Origin of the sequence: Enhygromyxa salina (assembly GCF_000737335.2) — a bacterium.
GTDB lineage: Bacteria > Myxococcota_A > Polyangia > Nannocystales > Nannocystaceae > Plesiocystis > Plesiocystis salina_C.
In genome coordinates, this window is record NZ_JMCC02000023.1 from 19919 (window position 1) to 40191 (window position 20273).

Sequence of the window (20273 nt, forward strand, 5' to 3'; positions counted from 1 at the left end):
TTAGTCTGGAGCGGTGAACCGTTTGACATGGGCCAAACGCTTGGCCGCGCTCGCGCTTGGGTGCGCGCTGCCGGCTTGCTACGTCGGGGTCGATGCCTCGGCCGGGGACGCTGGTGACGGCGACACCGGCACGGGCACCGGGCAGGAGGGCAACGGCGACGGCGACGGCGACGGCGACGAGAGCCAGCCGATCGAGTCGACCCGCTTCGCGCGCCTCAGCCACGGGCAGTGGGAGAACACCGTCCGCGATCTGTTCGTGTTGCCCGAGCAGACCGGCTTCTCCAGCTTGTTCATTGGCGATGCAACCAGCGGCAAGTTCGACAACGACTCCGCCGCGCTCGACGTCACGCCCACGCTGTGGGCCGACTACCAGCGCGCCGCCGAGCAGGTCGCCGACTACGTGACCAGCGACGCGCTGCTGCTGGCCGCGATCGTCCCGGATGATCTGCCCGAGGACGCCGGCGACCCAAGCGTGCGCGCCAAGGCATGGATCGCGGCGTTTGGCGCCCGCGCCTACCGTCGCCCGCTGACCGGCGCCGAAGTGGATGCGCACTACTTCGTGTTCGAGCAGGGCGTGGATCTCTACGACGCCCTCGACCCGTTCACGGCCGGGGTTCACATGTGCATCCAGGCGTTCTTGCAGTCGCCGCACTTCGTGTATCGCGTCGAGACCAGCGAGACCGTGGGCGCCGACGGCCTGATCCACCTGGGTGGCTACGAGGTCGCCACCCGGCTCAGCTACATGCTGTGGAACTCGATGCCCGACCAGACCCTGTTTGACGCCGCTGCAGAGGGCGAGCTCGATGACGCGGCCGGCGTGTTGGTCCAGGCCGCGCGCATGATCGACGACCCGCGGGCCCAGGACATGGTCACGGACTTCCACGCCCAGCTGCTCGACACCGATCACTACCTCGACCAATACAAGGACCCGAACTTCTACCCGCTGTTCGACGCGGCGATCACCGGCGCCGCCATGCAGCGCGAGACCGAGCTGTTCGTCAACTCGATCGTGTTCGACGATCAGGGCGGGCTCGCCGAGCTGTTGACCGCGCCCTACACCTTCGTCAATCAGGACACCGCGTACATGTACGGGCTGGGCGATGGGTTTGGCCCCGAGCACGAGCGGGTGATGCTCGACGCCACCCAGCGCAGCGGGATCCTGACCCAGGTCGGGTTCTTGTCGTCCAACGCCTACCCGGTCGACCCCGACTCGATCCACCGCGGGGTCTCGGTCGTCCGCAACCTGCTGTGCGCCCCGCTGCCGCCGCCGCCCGACAACGTGCCGCCGCTGCCGCCAACCATGGGCAACACCAACCGCGAGCGCGTCGAGGCCCACACCGGCGACGGCACCTGCGGCGAGGGCTGCCACTCCGGGGTCATCAACCCGGTCGGGTTCGCGTTCGAGGGCTACGACGCGATCGGCCAGTGGCGCGAGCAAGACAACGGGTTTCCGATTGACGACTCGGACACCTTCTACTTCGACGCCGAGCCCAAGTCCTACGACGGCGCGGCGGAGTTTGGTAAGCACGCGGCGGCCAGCACCCAAGTGCACGCTTGCTACGTTGGCCACCTGCTCGAGTACGCCTACGCCCGCGACGTCGCGGCGCAAGAGAAGGCGATCGTCAATGAACTCGCCGCGCGCTCGCGCGACGGCGCCCTGCCGATCCGCGCGCTGTTGCTGGAGCTGACCCAGACCCAGAGCTTTGCGACGCGCTACCCGCTGGAGGCCGGACAATGAAGAACCCACGCAAGACGCCCCTGTTGCGCCATCGCGGCTCCCACACGGCCAAGACGCCGCGCCGCGACCCCTCGCCGGGCAACCTTCCCACTGGCCTGCTGACCGGTCGCCGCCGGTTCTTGGCTGGGATCGGCGGGGTCGCGCTTGGCCTGCCCTTCCTCGAGAGCATGGCGCCGCGCAAGGCCGGCGCGGCCGGGACCGACGCCACCCGCTTCTCGGTCTACGTGCGTCAGGCCAACGGCGTCGCCCAGGCTGGCGGGGGCGACCCCGAGCAGTTTTGGCCGGTCGCTCCGGGCCCGCTCGACAGCGCTGGCTTGGCCGCGCAGAGCGATCGGGCGGTCAGCGAGCTGGCGGACTACGCGAGCCAGCTGACCATGGTCAAAGGGCTCCGCTTCGCGTTTCCGGGCAACGGCTGCGGGCACTCGGGCGGTGGCAACCAATGTCTGACGGCCGCCAAGGTCAGCGATCTGCCAGCGGGCAACGAGTCGCTCTCGATGGGCGAGTCCGTTGACAACCGGGCCGCGGCCGAGCTCAACGCGGTCGGCGTCGAGCCGCTCACGCTCTACGCCGGCAAGATGAACGGCTACATCGATGAGGTGTTGTCGTATCGCGGCAGCATGGATCTTCGCGCCGCGAACCCCAACCCGTGGAGCGTCTACACCAACATCGTCGGGCTCTCGGCCCTCGATGTCGAGCTCGCCGAGCAGATCCAAGCCCGGCGCATGAGCGTCAACGACCTGGTCCGCGACCAGATGCAGACCTTGATGGGCAGCAGCCAGCTCAGCCAGGCCGACCGCGAGCGGCTCGAGCTGCACTTCGACGCGATCCGTGATCTCGAGCTGGAGCTCACCTGCGAGCTGCCAGGGGAGGCCGAGGTCGGCGAGTACATGGCGTACGCCGACAACTACTCCGACAACGACAACATGGAGACCGTCTGCCGGCTGCAGATGAACCTGATCGCGCTGGCGTTCGCGTGCAACTACACCTGCACGGCAACCTTGCAGATCGGCGACGGCAACGACGGAACCGAGTGGTGGGTCGGCGGCGTCAAGCAGCCCAACTACCACATGATCTCGCACCGGATTTACAGCCACGGCTCCGAGGGCGACCCGATCCCCGACGCGGTCGCCAAGCACCACCAGATCGATCGGATCCACGCCCGGTTGTTCCGCCACCTGCTCGATCGTCTGTCGATGTACGGGACGGAGAAGGGCACGCTGCTCGATGACAGCGTCGCCGTGTGGACCAACGATCTTGGCCACGGGGTCAGCCACACCTACAACAACGTGCCGTTCGTGATGGCCGGCAGCTGCGGCGGGTTCTTGAAGACCGGGCAGTACGTGGAGCTGCCCGAGCTGACCACCCACAACAAGCTGTTCAATACGCTGTTGACGGCGCAGGGCGTGCGCAAGCCGGGCGGCGAGTGGATCGACGACTTCGGCGATCCCGAGCTCGCGCCGGGGCTGATCGACGAGATCATCGCCTGATCATCGCGTGATCATCGCGTGATCATCGCGTGATCATCGCGTGATCATCGCGTGATCATCGCCAACCCCCCAAGCGGTTACACTGTGCCGGCATGGCACGTGTAACCGGAATTGGTGGGGTCTTCTTCAAGGTCGAGGACCCGGAGCGGACCCGCGCTTGGTACAAGCAGCACTTGGGGATCGACGCGGGCCCGTACGGGCACACCTTCGCGTGGCGCGACCCCAGCAACCCCGAGGCCGAGGGGCGGACGGTGTGGAACCCGTTCCCGGCCGACTCGACCTACTTCGATCCGACCAAGTCCCGCTACATGATCAACTACATCGTCGATGATCTGCACGGGTTGCTCGCGCAGCTGCGGGCCGCTGGGGTCCAGGTCGACGACAAGGTCGAGGAGCACGAGTACGGCAAGTTTGGCTGGGCCGTCGACGTGGACGGCAACCGCATGGAGCTGTGGGAGCCGCCGGCCAAGCTGCCCGAGGGGGTTGACTGAGCGTCAGCCGTCGTCGTCACAGGTCGGCGCGCAGCTTCGGTTGTGGCGCTCGGCGGCCTCCTGCAGCTGCTGTGACTCGAAGTCGTCATGCGCGATGGCGTTCGGATCCCAGCCTTGCTCGTTGACGACGCACCGCCGCGCCAGGCCAGACAGGTCAAAGTCAAAGTTGGGCTGCAGGGTGCTCGCGTTGGCCTGCAGCTGCGCTGGCGTGAGCGCGGCGTCGGTGTTGGTCGACACGATCGAGGTCTGGACGTCGTCGTTGCTAGCGAAGCGGTAGTTGTGGGCGAACACGCTCGCCAGCGTCGCGCGGTCGGCCGGATAGCGCGGGGTTCGGCGGTGCATGTTCGCAACCTGTACACCCCCTGGCGCCAGCCGCTTGGCGCAGGCCTCGAAGAACTCGCGCGTGCGCAGGTGCCTGGGGATCGAGTGGCCACGGAACGCGTCGAGGACCAGCAGATCGACGCTCTGCGGCGCCAGCGACTCGATGAACACGCGGCCGTCTGCGACGTGCAGGCGATAGCGCGGATCCGACTTGGGCACGCCAAAGTACGTGCAGGCCAGGCGCACCACCTCGGGGCAGATGTCGACCACGTCGAGCTCGAGGCCGGGGACGTGGCGAAACAAATAATTGCTGAGCTGCCCGCCGCCGACCCCGATCATGCACATGCGCCGAACCTGGGGCTGGACCAGCATGCTCGAGACCATGGTCTGGAACACCTCGTGGTGCAGCGCGTCGGGGCGGTCGAGCTCGTAGGTCGACTGCAGCAGCCAGCGGCCGTCCGTCTCGAAGTACATGCGCCGCAGCGAGCCCTGCTCGGTGACGATCACGTGGTTGTAGTCGGAGTGGGCCTCCTCGAGGATCTGCTCCTCGTCGTGCGCGGGTTCGGGGGCGGACGCGGGCGTGGTCGTTGGGGCCACGGTGGTCGCCCGGCAGCCCAGCGCCTGCGACAGCGGCACCAGGGCGCAGGCAGCAACGAACGCGCGTCGACGCATGCGGCATCGTAGCCGGGAACGTCGGCGTCAACACCTACGGCTGAGCCAGCTCGAGCTCGCCTTGCGCGAGTCGGACCTCGCCCGCGAGGATCGAGCGCTCGGGCTCGAGCTCGTCGCGGGCGTCGACGCGCTCGAGGTCCACCCACCAAACCACCCGCGCCGCCGCGTCGGCGATACGGAGCATTGGCGGCAACTTAGCATTTGGTAGGGGGCTTGGGCATACTGGGGCGATGACGCGCATGCAGATGATCTTGATGTCGCTGATCCTCGCGCCCGGGTTGGGCCCGCTCGCGTGCTCCGACGACAGCGGCGACGGGGCTGGAGAGACCGGAAGCGGTGATGGTGATGGTGATGGTGACCAGACCGGAAGCGGTGACGGCGATGGCGATACTGGAGATGGAGACGGCGACGGCGACACCGGCGATGGCGACGGCGACGGCGACACCGGCGATGGCGACGGCGACACCGGTGACGGAGACGGCGACACCGGCGATGGCGACGGCGATGGCGATGGCGATACGGGCGACGGCGACGGCGACGGCGACACCGGGGGCCTAGGCGAGGGCGAGGTCTGCACGGGCATGCAGGACGCGTGCGGCCCGGGGCTGGTGTGCTGCTACCCGTGCGGTGTCGACGGTTGCGACTTCGTTTGCACGCAGATCGACCCCAACACGATGGAGTGTCCGCCACCCCCACCCTGAGTCGTGGCATGCTCGCCCGGTGCTCCGCCTCTACGGAACCGTGACCTCACCGTATGTCCGTCGTGTTCGCATCGTCGCGCACGAGCTTGGGCTTGCCTGCGAGCTCGTCGACACCTTTGGAGACGAGGGGCAGGCGGCGATGCGTGCCCTCAACCCGCTGTGGAAGGTGCCGACGGCGGAGCTCGACGGCCAGCCGATCTTCGACTCGCGGGTGATCAACCACACCTTGCTGCGCCGCCATGGCCCCGGGTCGCTCGCGCCGGTCTCCGCCGATGATCCGGCGACGGACAACCTCGTGACCGTGATCGACGGGGCCCTCGACGCGCTGATCAACGCGTTCTATCTGAGCAAGGACGGCGTGAGTCCCGAGTCCGCGTCGTACGTGGGCAAGCAGCAACAGCGCGCGGCGGCGGCGATGCAGTGGATCGCGGATCGCGTTGACGATGGCTGGCTGACCCCAGCCAAGCAGTTTGGGCTGGCCGAGATCGCGCTGTGTACCTGCGCAGGGTGGATGCAGTTTCGCAAGACCTACCCGGTCGAGCGGCACGCATCGATCGCGCGGCTGGTCGAGCGCCACGGGTCCCGACCGAGCTTGGTCGAGACCCGCCCGCCTAGCTCCTAGAAGTCCCGGCGCCCGATCGACTCGAGGTACTCGAGCGCGAGCGCATCGTTGGGGACCTTCGAGGGGTGAAAGTCCGGCGCCAAGTAGGCCATGAACGCACCGGGCATGGTCGCGCCGACCCCCTGACCCTTGGCGCGCACGCCCGCATAGTCGCGGACGAGCTCGCCAAGGCGCAGCTCGGGTTCTTGCCGCAGCAGCACGACGATCCCGTGCACCCAAAACCCCGCGAGCGCGAGCGTGGCGGCGACCAGGCCGGCGACCCGCAGCGCGTAGGCGTCGTCGACCCGCTGCAGCACGTCGTAGGCGACGTCTTTGTGCTCGATCTCTTCGGCGGCGTGCCACAGCAACAGCTGGGCCATGATCGGCGGCGCGAACTGATCGAGCATGCGGGACTCGAGCGCCTGCTCGGCGAAGCTCGCGGTGAAGTGCTCGAGCGCGGCGGTGATCGACAGCCGCAGCTTGGGCGGCAGGTTGGGCGCGAGCAGCTCGTAGGCGATCCGCCGGTAGGGCCGCAAGAACGCGTCGATGTCGTAGCCGTGGCCGCGCATGATCTCGAACAGCTGCTCGTGCTCGTGGGCGTGCTGGCCCTCTTGCCCATAAAAGCGCTTGACCCGGTCGCGCAGCTCGGCGTCGGCGATCGGATCCAGCTCGTCTAGGAAGTAGTTGACGCTGCGCACGAAGAAGCGCTCGCCGTCGGGGAACACCAAGTTCAAGGAGTTGGCGATCGCGGTCCACACGGGGCTGCCGCCGGCCCAGTGCCGCGGGATCGCGGCGCCTTGAAAGTCGAACTTCATGCGCCGCACGATCGGGTCGCGGGTGGGCGTGGCGGCAGGCCGCGACCGGCTTGCAGTTGCACGCGCACGCAGGCGATCGAACAACTCATGGGCTTGGACGGGGAGCTTCATGCGGGTCCTCCGTGCCATTGTCACCGATCGCTGACGGGATGGGGAGGTCGCGCACCGCCCACGCGATGGGGTATCGTGGCGCCTTCGCCGGACGTCATGAGCTACAACCCGATCGCCGAGAGTACCGCTCGCTTTCTCGCTAGCCTCGACGCCGGGTCACGCGAGCGGGCCGAACAAGAGATGTTGCGCGACTCGGTCCGGGCCGAAGGCGTCGAGATGAGCCTCGCCGACGAGATCAACCTGGGCAAGGCAATGATGTGCATCGCGGGCGCCGACGGGCTCAGCCGCGAGGAGCTGACCGGGCTCAAATACCTGCTGATCATCTCGGGCGTTCCGCCGCTGGTCCAAGACCACATCCTCTCGTTCGACGCCTCGACGACCCGGGTCGACGACGTCGCCGCGCTGTTTCCCCACGCCAGCCGCAAGGCCTGCTACGTGCTCTCGGGGACCACCACGGTGGCCGCGCTCGATGGTCTGTCCGCGGAAGAGCGCGACTTCGCCGTCGAGCTGGGCGCAAACCTGGGGCTGCCGCCAACCCTGGTCGTGCTGCTCTTGGCCGAGGCCAAGGCGACGGCGCTGGCGATGCAAGAGGGCAACCAGCGGATGGTGGCCGAGCTGGTGCGCATGCGCGAGGCGCTGTACGACTTCGCGTTCGAGGCCCCAGTCGAGGGCGCGCTAAAAGTGTAGGCCCGCGGGGCTCACCGCAAGCCGGCTGTGCTTGGCTTGGCGGTGCGGCGCGAGCACCCAGATGTCGAGCACGAGCAGGGCGACGCCGGAGACCATTGAGGTCAAGCCCGCGCTGAGCAGGGCGATCCCCGGCGCGCCATAGTCGGACACTCTCAGGCTCGCCTCGGTCCCGTCGCGGGTCACGTCGTCACGGTTGAGCAGGACGCCGCCCGTGATCGCACCGACCAGGCCCAGGCTGCCAAGGGCGATGCCCACGTACGCGGTTGGTCCAGGCGGAGTTGGGCGCGGACCCAGCTGCATCCCCGCGTCAGCGAGCTGAGGCGTGAGCGCAAGGGGTGGCGGCTCGACGGAGGCGGGGCGGGCGTAGCGAGCCTTGGCTGCGGCGCTTGGAAGGATAGCGAGGCCGGCGGACACCAGCTCGGTGGGGGTGCAGCGCAGGCACGTCCGTGCATCGCCACGCACCAGCACCTGACCCTCGTGCAGCGCCACGGAGTGGACCACGTAGACCGGCGACTTGTGGTTTGGCTGGCCGACCTCGACACGCAAGACGAGCTCGGCGGACTCGGACGTGGCCGCGACCAGGTCGAGCTCGGCGAGCGCGGCGGCGAGCTGGGTCTCGAGCTCGAGATCGACGGCGGCGCGGGTTGTCTTGGGCAAGGTGTCCGCGACCAGCTCGACGCGGGTGCTGACCGGGCCTGCGTCCGCAGGCGGGGCGTGAGCCGAGGGTGCCTGGGCCCGCGCTGGTGGGATGACTGCAAATGTGGCGATTGCAGCGAACAGCACGACGAAGGCGGTGAACTCACGATTGGCTTGGGTCAGCATGATCGGTCCCTTTGCAGCGGAGGTCAGGGCAGGTCCGCGCCAGCGAAGTCCTGCGTGCCGTCGGCGGTTGGGCGTGGATCTCCGTCGATGTCCTTTTGTGGGTCGCCGGTGCGCCAGATCGCCAGGGTCTCGAGGATCGCTGGATACTTGCCGGGCACGAGGTGGAAGTCATCCCTCCAGTCCTCAAACCAGTCGGAGTTGTCGTCGAATTTCTCGGCCGAGTCGGCCTCGTTGAACGAGTCGATGATCTCGACCGCGTCGCACATGACCTCCGCCGAGTCGCCGAGCGAGACGATAATGCTGTTGCGAATCGTCGACTCGCTCGAAGTTTCACACACGAACGCGTGGGAGTCGTCGCCACCGGCGACGATTGTGGTGTAGATGATCGAGACCTCGCCATCGAGAACCTCGATCGCGTTGACGTCGTCGGCGTCGCCGCCGACGAAGCTGTGCTCGAGCCGCAGCGTGCCACCGTCGACGCGGATGCCGCCGCGCTCGTTCTTCACGATTCGGGACTGCTGTACCCACGCGTGGCCATCGTTGATCTCGAGCCCAAGGCCGTTCTCGGTCCGCACGATGTCCACGCCGCGCATGTACAGCTGACCGGACGAGGTCACCGCCACCGCCACCTTGTCTTCGGGGCCTTCGAGGACGGGGGCGGGGCCGTCGTTCGCGGCGAACAGCGCGATGGTCTTGTCTGCGATGACGACCTCGGCCTCATAGTGGATTTCGTCGACTGTGGAAATGAGGATCCTCGAGGGTACCGTGACCGCGTCGATCGCCTCGGCCAGAGTGCAAAATGGCTTGGATTGGGTCCCGTCAGCTGCCTCGCATTCTTTGTTACCACCATCCACGTAAAATACCGCCGCCGGATCGAAGCAGCTCCCCGTAGCGAGGTTACACGCGCTGTCCGAGCATTGATCGTGATCGTTACAGCCCACGCAGGCGTTGGTCGCGACGTCGCAGATCGGCGCAGTCTCGGCGCAGGCCTGGGTCTTGTCGGGCGTACACGCCACGCAGACATCCGCATGACAGACCGGCAGCGCCGGATCAACGCCCGCGCAAGCCCCGTCGGCGTCAGACATGCTGCCGCAGCCAACGCACACGCCAGTGTCTAGGTCGCAAAACGGCGCGCTGTCATCGGCGCAGTCGCCCGCGTCCAAGCACGGCGCGTCGCCTTCCTCGTCGCCGGGGTCACCGTTCTCGTCGCCGTTGTGGGTGGGCTCGTCACCGTCGCCGTCGCCGTCGTCGGCGAACCGGCACCCATTGTCGACCGTGACGTCATTGTCACCACCACACGGATAGTAGCAATCGTCGCTCGGCCGCTCGGCCACGCACCCGTAGGTCCCCTCGGACGACGCGTCGCAGGTCGCCGCCGTGCAAAATGGGCGCGCGTCTCCGTAGCGCTCGGCGCAAGTCTGGTCGCCCTGGGCGTGGCGACAGTGTGAGTCGTTGGGCACGAGGGACACGCAGGCCGAGGCCAATAGACCCACGCCAAAGCCAAGACTCAGAATGAGGGTGTGTCGATGTAACATTGTGAATACTCCTTGAAGGTGATTGGGCTAGAACGAACCGCTGATGGCGAGACCCGCACCATCGCGGCTCGCCATTGGATAAAAATGAGTTCTTCGGCTGACATCGACGAGCAGCATGGTGATGCCCGCCGCCAGCGCCGTGCTCCCCACACCCAGCAACACGTAGCCGGCCGGCCGGTGGTCGACCCGCTCGACCTGCTCGCGGCCGGTGTCCTGGGTCACGACCCCCCGCCCAAGCTCGACGCCAGCTCCGATTAGCGCGCCGACGCCAACCCCCGCGATCACAGATCCCGAGGTGCCCAGGGTGGTGATGGTCCTGCGACTTGGCGTCTCGCTGGGCTGTGGGTGGGCAGGCACCAGCGCAGGCGCGGGCACGGGCCCACTTGGATCCGCGGCCGCTTGGACGCTGGGCGGGGAGCCCTCCCAAGGCCGCGGCGCGGTCTGACGCACCGCGACGCGGGCGTCGAGCGCCCCGAGCAAGGCTGGCGTCTGCGCGTCGAGCAAGGGCATCAGCCGGGCATCCACGCACATGTGGCAGTCAACCCACTCGATCGCGGGCTCGATCGCGGGCTCGATCGCGGGCTCGAGTGGGTCGTGGTCGACGAACTCGAAGTGGACCCCGTAGTCGTAGTCGCCCGATTGCAGCGCACGAAACCGAACCTGCAAGACGATCGCGGCTTCGTCCGGGGCCACGACTTCAAAGCCCGCCTGCGCGATCCGTGGACCCAGCTGTTGGCGGACGGTCTGGTCCAGGCCGATGCCGCGATCACCGAGGCTGTCCACGTCAACTTGCAGCGACACGGTCCGCGCGTGCGACCTTGGGCTTGGCGGCGCGGCCTGGCTTGGCTGGGGGACCACCAGCACCACGCACACGCAGCAACTGGCAAACAGGATGTTTTCAGCTCGGGCGAGGGCTTCTCGCCCGCTTGCGGACGCTTTCGTAGACTGGTTCACCGTGGGCAGCGAACTCATTCTTGACTCGTTCATCTCGGCTCCGGGTGGTTGAGCTCCGCCGCCGATTCACATGCATCGGCGAGCGAGCGAATCTGGGGATCGCGGGATTTTGCGGTGAGCTTGGTACATTCTGCCCAGCGACCCAGGTTGAGGAGGGCGGTGCTGCGCAGTAGCACTCGTTCGGACTTAGACGACCAGCATGTATTGCGGCGGGTGTGCGCGAGGACATCTCGCCATTGTCGATGTTCGAACGCCGCCCGTCCTCGGGCTTGCGCGCCGTCGCAGCTGTTGGGCTTTGCCGGGGCCGGAGCGACGATGGGTTTGTACGCGGCCTCGGGCCAGAGCATGGCCGGGGCGGGTACGGGCTCGGGCTCGTCTTCGGCGATCAATCTGGTGCCCGTGCGCGCGGAGATGCTGGCAACTGTCCGCATCGTCCAGCCCGCGCCCGCGGCCACCAGCGCGGCCATTGTCAGGATCACCAGCCGGCGTCCGCGGGGCGCCACGGTCTCGTAGAGCTCGTCGTCGCTGGGGTCTGGGGTCCGAGCCGGACATTCGCTAGGTTGCTGGGGGCCGTCGATCACCGCGAGGCGCTCGATGACCTCGAAGATCGACGGACGATCCGCGGCGGCGCGGCGCGTGCAGTCATGAACGACCACCGCCAACTCCTCGGGGACTTCGTAGGCCCACGCATGGATCGGCGGGACCTCGATCTCGGCTTCGCGCTGGGCCCGAATGAATTCGTCGCGGTCGTTGAACTGGCGAAATGGGTTGCGCCGGGTGATCAGCTCGAACAGCAGCGCGCCAAACCCAAACACGTCCATCGCCGACTCGGCCGAGGCCTTCGCGGCCTGCTCGGGGCTCATGTAGCCGAGCGTGCCCGGAGTATCGTGGAGACCCGTGAGCCGTCCCAGAGCCCCCGCGCGCAGCCGCGGAGCGGCGACATCGCCCGCGTGACTGAAGTCGAACAGCTTGACGCTGCCGTCCTCGAGCACGAACAGGTTGGCCGGCGTGGTGTCGCGATGGACAACGCCGTCTCGATGACAGCGGGCGAGCGCGGCGGCGACCTGCCGCGCGATGTCGAGGACCCGGTCCGTCCCGATCCGATTGCGCACCAGCAGCCAATCGAGCACCTCACCGCGAAGCAGCTCGGTCGAGACCCATGGCCAGCCGGTGTCGCGCAGTCGCCCACAGTCGCTGATCTCGACGATGTTGGGGTGGCCCCGAAGCCGCATCAGGTATGCGCCCTCATTGATGATCCGCTGCTCTCGCTCGGCCCGGCCGAGGTAGCGCGGGAGCAGCAGCTTGAGCGCGACCTCATGACCAAGCTGATGATCCTGGGCACGAAATACCCCGCTCATGCCCCCTTCGCCGAGCTTGGCCCGCAGCTCGAAGCGGCCATCTGCGATGATCTGCCCGACCGCGGGTAGCTCTTGGGCCGTTGGGCTCACTGCGCCGAACCTCCGGTGCGCTTGTTGGTGCGGATGTCACTGGGTCCGAGTCGAACCTCGTAGTAGGCGCCCTTGCCGAGGCCCTCGACGACCAGCGAGCCCGACCGCCGCCAGGGCTGATCGGGGGACTCGCGCCAGCGGATGCTGTACTTTCCTGGCAATAGCTTGGTCATGGCGACGTGGCGGTAGGCGACGAGCCGCGAGCCGACCTTGATCTCGGCGCTCGAGACTCCCGTGATCACGAAGGTGACCTCGACCTTGGGCGCTCGCGGCTTGCTGGCGTTGCGGTCCTGAGCCGACGGCTCTGGCTCTGGCTCCGGCTCCGGCTCCGGCTCGGCTTGTCCAGGTTCTGGCTCTGGCTCTGGGGCGGCTCGTCCAGGTTCGGGCTCTGGCTCCGGCTCTGGCTCTGGCTCGGCTTGTCCAAGTTCTGGCTCTGGCTCTGGCTCTGGCTCGGGGGCGGACTGTGCAGGTTCGAGCTCGAGCACCGCGAGCGACGGCTCGGGTCCTGCAGCTTCGAGTCTGGACTGGACGGGCTCGGCTTGGAGTGGAGGCCCGGCTTGAAGCTCGGGCGGTTCGACCGTGCTCACGTCAACTGACTGTGCGAACGCGGGCTCGGCCGCTTCACCCCGAATGTCGACGCTCCTGGCCGTCTCGGTCGGTCGCTCCGCTCGTTCGGGCCTGCATCCATCGACGAGCAGGCCGATCGTGACGCCGGACAGCAACAGGCCCGAGCCAGCGAATCCGGCGACGATCCGGAGCGAGCGATGCAAGGGCTCGCGCATGTCGAGCACCTCGGTTGGCGCGACATTGTCGTCGCCAAACAACGGAGAACACGCGCGCGTCGACGCGACGCCTGGCACCGGATCGACGACCGGCGCAGCTGCCACCGCCGCCAAGCTCGGCGCGGCAAACACTTCCTGGGTGTTCATCAAATCAGTCAGTCCAGATCGCCGCTCGCCGATCAGGCGCTGATACAGCTCGCGCAGCTGCTGGCCGGCGAGGTGATAGTGATCGGTCTTCTGGAGGATCAACGACCGGGCATCGGCGGCCCGCGGTCTGGCGCTTGGCTGGGTGGCGAGCATCTGGCGATGCAGCTGCGCAACCCATGCCGGAACCCCCGCGCGGGTCAGCTTGGGAACGTGCCCGCCCAACACCAGCGTCTGCAGTTGCTGGCGATCGCAGCCAGCGAGGAAGCGCGCGCCCTCGATCAGCTCGTGCAGCACGACCCCAAGGCTGTAGATGTCCGTCTCGCGTCTGGCCCGGCCGCTCATTTGCTCTGGCGACATGTAGCGCGGCGTTCCCATCGAGCGGGATGCGGTGACGTCGACTGCCGCGGCGAAGCGCGCGATCCCAAAGTCGGTCAGCTTGACCTCCCCACTCGAGGAGATCAGGATGTTGCCAGGGGTCACATCATAGTGGATCACACCAGCATCCTCGCCGGCGACCGTGCGCTCGTGCGCGTACTCGAGGGCCGCGAGGACCTCGCCCACGATGTGCAGACAGACATCGAGCTCGAGGGGCAGCGCGATCCGCCGGATGAACTCCCGCAAATTGACCCCATCGACCCACTCCATGACCAGACAGGGGGTGCCATGGACTTCGCTGATGTCGGTGACCTTGACGATCCGACCGTGGTCGAGCTGCGCAGCGATGCGGGCCTCGTCGAAGAAGCGCTCACGATCCTTGTCGGTCTGGGCGAGAGCTGGATGCAGAACCTTGATCGCGCAGGGCATCACCATGTCCTCGCGCCCGCGTCGGATACCGCCCCAGACCTGCCCCATGCCGCCGCGTCCAAGCTTGCACAGTAGTTGGTACTTGCCTGACACATCCTTCATTGCGTCACGCCCGTCACGCCCCGCCCCGCGAGCGCCAAATACACGGATCACCGATCATTCTCACGACGAAGGATGACCCAACGGGGCTCCATGGCGGCACGAAACAACTGCGATCCAGAACAGGGGTATTGCGTTCGCCAGGGGAGTCGGGGCAACATCGCGGCGTGGCTGTTGAACTAGGTCGTGCTCACAAACTGTTATCAGCTCGGGCGAGGGCTTCTCGCCCGCTTGCGGACGCCTTGGTAGACAGGTTCACCGTGGGCAGCGGGCTGTTATCAGCTCGGGCGAGGGCTTCTCGCCCGCTTGCGGACGCCTTCGTAGACAGGTTCACCGTGGGCAGCGGGCTGTTTTCAGCTCGGGCGAGGGCTTCTCGCCCGCTTGCGGACGCCTTGGTAGACAGGTTCACCGTGGGCAGCGGGCTGTTTTCAGCTCGGGCGAGGGCTTCTCGCCCGCTTGCGGACGCCTTCGTGGGCAGCGGGCTGTTGGCGCTGAGCTGGGTCCTGCTGTCGACCGCGTGCGGCGGCGCTGGTGACGACGGCTCCTCGGCGTTCACCGCCGACAGCGGGGTCTCGACGCTCGCTACCACCAACGACGAGACCAGCAGTTCTGGAACCACCAGCGGCGAGAACTCTGGCGACGGCGACGGCGACCCGGGCGACGGCGACGGCGACGGCGACGGTGACCCAGGTCAAGACGATGGGCCGCTGTTCGACATCAGCCCGCAAGAGGCCGGTGACGACGGCATCCCCATGGACGATCAGTGCGCCAAGGTCGACATCCTATACATCATCGACAACTCGCCGAGCATGTACGAGGAGCAGCAGACCCTGATCGCCAACTTTGGCAACTTCGTGGCAGACATGCAGACCGCGCTCGATGGCGTCAACAGCTATCACGTGGGTGTGATCACCTCGGACGACTATCAAGACGGCGGCTGGATCGACGACGGCGCCAACACGGTCAACGCCCAGGTGCCCGAATGTCAGCACCTTGGCGGGCTCGTCGTGCAAGCTCACTCGGGTCTGTGCACGCCGTTCGCGGGTGGCGACAATTTCATCACGCAGGCGGACAACCTCGCGCCCAAATTCGAGTGTATCGCCAACGTCGGCGAGGACGGGGACAGCGACGAGTACATGGGCGACGCGCTGATCGCCCTGCTGGCCGAGGGCCAGCTCAACACCGGCTGCAACGCCAACTTCTTGCGCCCCGATGCGATGCTGATCATCGTGATGTTGACCGATGAGAACGACTCCTCGTCAACCAACGAGAACCAGTGGTTCCAGGCCGTCGTCGACGCCAAGGGCACCGAAGAGAACGTCGTGGTGCTCTCGCTGATCTGGGATCAGAGCTTCAATAATTGCGACAACGCGTTCAGCGAGACCGACGGCTACCAGATCGAGGCGTTCACGGAGATGTTCACCAACAACGCGGTCGGCAACATCTGCGACGACTCCTATGCAGGCTTCTTCGCCAGCGCGATCCCTACGATCGAGAGCGCCTGCGACAACTTCGAGCCAATCGAGTAACCAACCGAGTCGCCAACCGAGCAGGGGCCGGGCCAGGCTGCGCTCAATCGCGCGAGATCAGGCCCTTGTTGCGCAGCAGCGTGGCGTTGAGCAACAGGGCGATCGTCCATGCGACGACGCTGAGCCACGGGATCCCTGCGAACGCGATCGGCAGCGTGTCCACGCCGACCACGACCGCCCCGCAGACAATCAGGGCGATCGACAACGCCGCCCGAATCCCACGACCCACGCGCAGATCCGCGGCCTTGTGCTGCAGCTCGAGCACCTCGTCGTTGAGCCCAAACTTGATCTTGCCGGCCTGCAGGTCATCAAGCAGCATCGGCAGGCTGTTGGGGATGCTGCGGGCCATGCCCGAGAAGGCCACCAGATCGCGGATCGCCTGGCTCTTGAGCCGCTCGGGGCTGTAGCGCTCCGTGACCATCTGCGTGATGAACGGGCGCGCGAGCTCGATCGGATCGACGTCGGGGGCGATCGCCTTGGCCAACCCTTCTGTCGTGATGATCGCCTTGAACATCATCGTGAAGTCGGTTGGCATGCGCACTGCGTGGCGGGCCGCGCCGCCGACCAGCTGCTGAAACAGCTGGCCAATCTCGATCTGCGCGAGCGGGACGCCGATCAAATATTGCTCCGCGATCGCAATGCAGTCAGCCTCGAACGCGGCATAGTCAACGGGCACGGTCGTGATCGCCAGCGAGTAGAAGGTTCGCGCGAGCAGCTCGAGGTCTTCGTTGATCACCGCATGAATGATGTCAACGACCTTCTCTTTGCGGCTTGGGGCCAGGCGCCCGACCATTCCGCAGTCCAACAGCGCGAGCCGGCCATCTTCCATGAGCAGGACATTGCCGGGGTGCAGATCACCGTGGAAGAAGCCGTCGACGAACAGCATCTTGTAGGCGACGTTGAAGTAGCGGCGCGCGATCTCTTCGGGGGCCCGGCCTTCGGCGATCACGGCCTCGAACTTCTTGCCGTCGAGGAACTCCATGGTCAGCACTTGCTCGGTGCTGAGCTCGCGGAAGGTGGCGGGGATCCGCACGTCTTCGCTGTCCGGGAAGTTTCGCCGGAACCGCTCCATGTTGTTGGACTCGACGTTGTAGTCGAGCTCCTGCGAGAGCGACTTGGCGAAGCCGCGCACCATCCCGCGCAGATCCATGATGTGGGCCTCGGGGAACGCGTCCTCGAGGTAGCCGGCGGTCGTGTGCAGGATGTTGACGTCGCTCTCTATCTTCGCGCGAATGTCCGGGCGCTGGATCTTGAGCACGACCCGGGTCCCGTCTTGCAGCACCGCCTCGTGGACCTGGCCAATGCTGGCCGAGGCCAGCGGCTGCTCCTCGAAGCTCAGGAAGTTGTCGCGCCACTCCTTGCCAAGGTTGCGCTGCAGCTGCGCGTCGATCTCCTCGAAGGGGACCCGCTCGACGTCGTCTTGCAGGGTCTCGAGCTCGGCGATGATCGGCGCCGGGAGCAGGTCGGGGCGGGTCGAGAGGATCTGGCCAAACTTGACCCACGTCGGCCCCAAGCTGGTGAGCGCCTTGACGAGGCGCTTGCCGGTGTCGGGGCTGGTCAGCGCCGCGCTGCCGAGGTCCTCGCCCTCGTGCTCGATGCCCAGCTCGCGCCGCAGCCGAAGTTGCGCCACGACCCAGCCAAACCCATGGGTCATGAACACCTGGGCGATCTCGCGGAACCGGACCACGTCCTTGGCCGTGGTCACGAGCGCGCGCGAGGAGTGAACGATGGTGCGAAGGACCGACACGAAGGTCGGGATGATAGCCGGTTCGTGGGTGTGGGGGTACGCTGCGGCCATGCGCTTCTCGACCTGGTACCCGGCGGCGCAGATCGCCGAGCAGGCGCCCTCCGCCCCTGGGGTGTTTCAAGTTCGGGTGCGCGGCCTGATCGACTACCCGACCGGTCGCAGCGCCATGATCCACTACGCGGCGGCCGCTGACCTGCGCGCGGCCGCGAGTGAGTGGGCCGCGGCGCTTGGGCCAGCTGACGCGCTGTATCGGCACCTCGACGAGCTTGGCAGCCAGACCCCGCAGCAAGTACTCGACAAGCTGGTGAAGCGGTTTGGCGATCGCTTTGGCGCTGCGCCTCACCAGTGAACCATCGTCGCCAGCGGCGTAATACCGGCGCCGTCGTGGCGTCTGCAGGGCAAAGGCGCGCAACCGTGCGCGGTCAGACATGCAAGCAAACCACTCCACTCAGATCAGCATCGGCGGGATGAGCTGCGCCTCGTGCGTGAGCCACGTCGAGCGAGCGTTGGCCACGGTCGCTGGCGTCGACGCCGTCAGCGTGAACCTCGCGACCGAGCGCGCCACGATCCGCCACCAGGAGGGTGTGGACTTCGCGGCGCTGGCCGGAGCCGTGCGCACCGCTGGCTACGAGGCCCGACCCGTGACCGCCGGGACCGACGAGGACCTGGCCGACACCAAGGCCAGTGAGCATCGCGGGCTTCGCCGCTCGCTGGTGGTGGCGGCGCTGCTGAGCACGCCGCTGTTCGTGGTCGAGATGCTGGGTCACGCGATCCCGTCGTTTCACCACTGGTTGAGCCTCAACGTGGGCCGCGAGCTGCTCAATTGGATCGCCATGATCATCGCGACCGCGGTGATGCTGGGACCGGGTCTGAGGTTTCATCGCAAAGGGTTCCCCGCGCTGCTTCGCGGCCACCCCGACATGAATTCTCTGATCGCGATCGGGACCTCGGCGGCCTATGGCTACTCCGTGGTCGCCGTCGTCGCGCCCGCGCTGTTGCCCGCCGCGGCGGTCCATGTCTATTTCGAGGCGGCGGCGGTCATCATCACCTTGGTCCTGCTCGGCAAGCACCTCGAGGCGCTGAGCAAGGGTCGGAGCTCGGCCGCGATCGAACAGCTGATCGCGCTCGCCCCTCGAACCGCGCGGGTCATGCGTGACGGCGAGACAATCGAAATCCCTAGTTCTGAGGTCCTCGTTGGCGATCACGTGATCGTGCGGCCGGGCGAGACGGTCCCCGTTGACGGTGATGTCATCGATGGCGACTCGCACGTCGACGAGTCGATGATCAGCGGCGAGCCAAACCCCGTGCACAAGCGACCCAACGACCCAGTCGTTGGGGGTACGATCAACGGCCTGGGTAGCCTCGACGTCCGGGCCACGCGAACCGGCGACGCCACGGTGCTGGCCCAGATCATCGCCATGGTCGAGACGGCGCAGGGCGCCAAGCTGCCGATTCAGCGGGTCGTGGACCGCGTCACCGGCTACTTCGTGCCGATCGTGATGGGCCTGGCGCTGCTGACATTCTTGGGTTGGTGGGTGTTCGGCGCCGCGCTTGGCCTTCAGCTGGGGTTGGTCAACGCCGTGGCGGTGCTGATCATCGCGTGCCCGTGCGCGATGGGGCTGGCGACGCCCATGTCGACGGTGGTGGGGACCGGGCGCGCCGCCCAGCTTGGCGTGCTGTTTCGCCGCGGCGACGCCTTGCAGACCCTGCAGCGGACCCAGGTGATCGCGTTTGACAAGACCGGGACGCTGACCCAGGGCCGGCCGGCGCTGACCGACATCGAGCGCTTCGACGCCGGGAGCGAGCTCGGCGAGGCCCGATTGCTGGCCTACGTGGCGGCGCTCGAGGTCAAGTCCGAGCACCCGGTTGCGCGGGCGATCGTCGCCGCGGCCGTCGAGCGAGGGCTGCCGATGCTGGCGGCGACCCAGTTTGAAGCGGTGCCGGGTATGGGCGTGCGCGGGCGCGTCGAGGGCCAGCTCGTCGAGATCGGCGCGGATCGCTTCATGCGTGATCGCGGCTACCCGCTGGGGGCGGCGCAGGCCGCCCTCGATCGCGCCAGCGACCGCGCCAACACCCCCGTGTGTGTGGCGATCGACGGCCGCGTCGTCGCCGTGCTCGGGGTCGCCGATCCGATCCGCCCGGGCGCCCGCGCGGCCCTCGACGCGCTGCGGCGGCACGGGCTCGAGCTCGCGTTGATCACCGGCGACAATCGCCGCACCGCGGCAGCCGTCGGCGCGGCCCTTGGTGTCGATCGCGTCATCGCCGAGGTCTTGCCCGGCGGCAAGGTCGACGCACTTCGAGCGCTGCGGGCCGATGATCGGGGCGAACGGGGCGAACGGGGTGATCGGGATGACCGGAAGGTCGCGTTCGTGGGTGATGGCATCAACGACGCGCCGGCCCTGGCCGAGGCCGACGTTGGCATCGCGATGGGCACGGGGACCCGCGTGGCGATCGAGAGCGCGGACCTGGTCCTGATGACGGCGGACCTCGCGGGGGTCGTCACCGCGGTCGAGCTGTCGCGCAGGACCATGACCAACATCCGCCAGAACTTGTTCTGGGCGTTCGCCTACAACGCGAGCTTGATCCCGATGGCAGCCGGCGTCTTGTATCCCCGGTTTGGTCTGCTGGTCTCGCCCGCCGTCGCCGCCGCCGCGATGGCGATCTCGAGCGTGTTCGTGATCGTCAATGCCCTGCGCCTGCGTGGGTTCTCGCCCAGCATGCGCGAGGGTAGGGCATGAGGCGTTTTGTCCTGCCGCCGACGGAGCTACTGTAATGCCACGCG

General features: G+C 67.2%; 18 protein-coding genes. 9 read left to right on the forward strand and 9 right to left on the reverse strand.

All coding sequences use genetic code 11. The features are described from left to right. Positions 1-13 precede the first annotated feature (13 nt). The 3 genes from DB30_RS10480 to DB30_RS10490 all read left to right on the forward strand — a co-directional run bounded on the left by DB30_RS10480 (position 14) and on the right by DB30_RS10490 (position 3716). On the forward strand, positions 14-1738 hold the full coding sequence (locus DB30_RS10480) for a DUF1592 domain-containing protein (RefSeq protein WP_146658458.1): 1725 nt from the start codon (positions 14-16) through the stop codon (positions 1736-1738). After that, a complete protein-coding gene (locus DB30_RS10485; protein WP_240480201.1) occupies positions 1735-3225 on the forward strand; it encodes a DUF1552 domain-containing protein in 1491 nt (496 codons plus the stop codon). The genes DB30_RS10480 and DB30_RS10485 overlap by 4 nt, the downstream gene beginning before the upstream one ends. Positions 3226-3317: 92 nt before the next feature. Then, entirely contained in the window at positions 3318-3716 is a 399-nt protein-coding gene (locus tag DB30_RS10490) for a VOC family protein (protein WP_052548256.1), read from the forward strand. A gap of 3 nt (positions 3717-3719) precedes the next feature. Here the strand turns inward: DB30_RS10490 and DB30_RS10495 are convergent, their stop codons facing one another. Next, on the reverse strand, positions 3720-4709 hold the full coding sequence (locus DB30_RS10495; RefSeq protein WP_146658459.1) for a spermidine synthase: 990 nt from the start codon (positions 4707-4709) through the stop codon (positions 3720-3722). Positions 4710-4743: 34 nt separating this feature from the next. Then, positions 4744-4893: a hypothetical protein gene (locus DB30_RS10500; protein WP_153258278.1), complete on the reverse strand. Its 150-nt coding sequence runs from the start codon at positions 4891-4893 to the stop codon at positions 4744-4746. Between the two features lie 46 nt (positions 4894-4939). On the opposite strand from DB30_RS10500, the gene DB30_RS41345 reads away from it, so the two are divergent. Beyond that, on the forward strand, positions 4940-5410 hold the full coding sequence (locus DB30_RS41345) for a hypothetical protein (RefSeq protein ID WP_205632955.1): 471 nt from the start codon (positions 4940-4942) through the stop codon (positions 5408-5410). A gap of 19 nt (positions 5411-5429) precedes the next feature. Next, positions 5430-6032 carry a glutathione S-transferase family protein gene (locus tag DB30_RS10510; protein ID WP_052548259.1) on the forward strand — a complete coding sequence of 201 codons (603 nt, stop codon included), beginning with the start codon at positions 5430-5432 and terminating at the stop codon, positions 6030-6032. Here the strand turns inward: DB30_RS10510 and DB30_RS10515 are convergent. After that, the gene (locus DB30_RS10515; RefSeq protein ID WP_052548260.1) at positions 6029-6937 is read right to left on the reverse strand and encodes a metal-dependent hydrolase; all 909 of its coding nucleotides are present in this window, start codon (positions 6935-6937) and stop codon (positions 6029-6031) included. The two genes, DB30_RS10510 and DB30_RS10515, sit on opposite strands and share 4 nt — an antisense overlap. A 96-nt stretch (positions 6938-7033) precedes the next feature. Between DB30_RS10515 and DB30_RS10520 the strand changes: the two genes are divergently transcribed. Continuing rightward, positions 7034-7624: a hypothetical protein gene (locus DB30_RS10520; RefSeq protein ID WP_052548261.1), complete on the forward strand. Its 591-nt coding sequence runs from the start codon at positions 7034-7036 to the stop codon at positions 7622-7624. Here the strand turns inward: DB30_RS10520 and DB30_RS10525 are convergent. From DB30_RS10525 to DB30_RS10545, 5 genes are read right to left on the reverse strand one after another with little or no spacing between them, the layout of a single operon-like run. Continuing rightward, positions 7613-8446, reverse strand: coding sequence for a hypothetical protein (locus tag DB30_RS10525; RefSeq protein ID WP_052548262.1), 834 nt, complete (start codon positions 8444-8446; stop codon positions 7613-7615). The genes DB30_RS10520 and DB30_RS10525 overlap by 12 nt on opposite strands. 23 nt (positions 8447-8469) lie before the next feature. Beyond that, positions 8470-9981 (reverse strand): hypothetical protein, encoded by a 1512-nt coding sequence (locus DB30_RS10530; protein WP_146658462.1) that lies wholly within the window; start codon positions 9979-9981, stop codon positions 8470-8472. Positions 9982-10008: 27 nt separating this feature from the next. Then, on the reverse strand, positions 10009-10935 hold the full coding sequence (locus tag DB30_RS10535) for a hypothetical protein (protein ID WP_146658463.1): 927 nt from the start codon (positions 10933-10935) through the stop codon (positions 10009-10011). 29 nt (positions 10936-10964) lie between these two features. Continuing rightward, positions 10965-12383, reverse strand: coding sequence for a serine/threonine protein kinase (locus tag DB30_RS10540; protein ID WP_052548265.1), 1419 nt, complete (start codon positions 12381-12383; stop codon positions 10965-10967). Continuing rightward, entirely contained in the window at positions 12380-14218 is a 1839-nt protein-coding gene (locus DB30_RS10545; protein ID WP_052548266.1) for a serine/threonine-protein kinase, read from the reverse strand. Before DB30_RS10545 ends, DB30_RS10540 begins: the two co-directional genes overlap by 4 nt. Positions 14219-14685: 467 nt before the next feature. Between DB30_RS10545 and DB30_RS10550 the strand changes: the two genes are divergently transcribed. After that, positions 14686-15744: a hypothetical protein gene (locus tag DB30_RS10550; protein WP_052548267.1), complete on the forward strand. Its 1059-nt coding sequence runs from the start codon at positions 14686-14688 to the stop codon at positions 15742-15744. Between the two features lie 43 nt (positions 15745-15787). Here the strand turns inward: DB30_RS10550 and DB30_RS10555 are convergent, their stop codons facing one another. Further along, the gene (locus DB30_RS10555; RefSeq protein WP_205632956.1) at positions 15788-17491 is read right to left on the reverse strand and encodes an ABC1 kinase family protein; all 1704 of its coding nucleotides are present in this window, start codon (positions 17489-17491) and stop codon (positions 15788-15790) included. A gap of 49 nt (positions 17492-17540) precedes the next feature. Here DB30_RS10555 and DB30_RS10560 point away from each other — a divergent pair, with 49 nt between their 5' ends. Continuing rightward, positions 17541-17840: a hypothetical protein gene (locus DB30_RS10560; RefSeq protein WP_052548269.1), complete on the forward strand. Its 300-nt coding sequence runs from the start codon at positions 17541-17543 to the stop codon at positions 17838-17840. Positions 17841-17919: 79 nt separating this feature from the next. Further along, positions 17920-20229, forward strand: coding sequence for a heavy metal translocating P-type ATPase (locus DB30_RS10565; RefSeq protein WP_052548270.1), 2310 nt, complete (start codon positions 17920-17922; stop codon positions 20227-20229). The last annotated feature ends 44 nt before the right edge of the window (positions 20230-20273 follow it).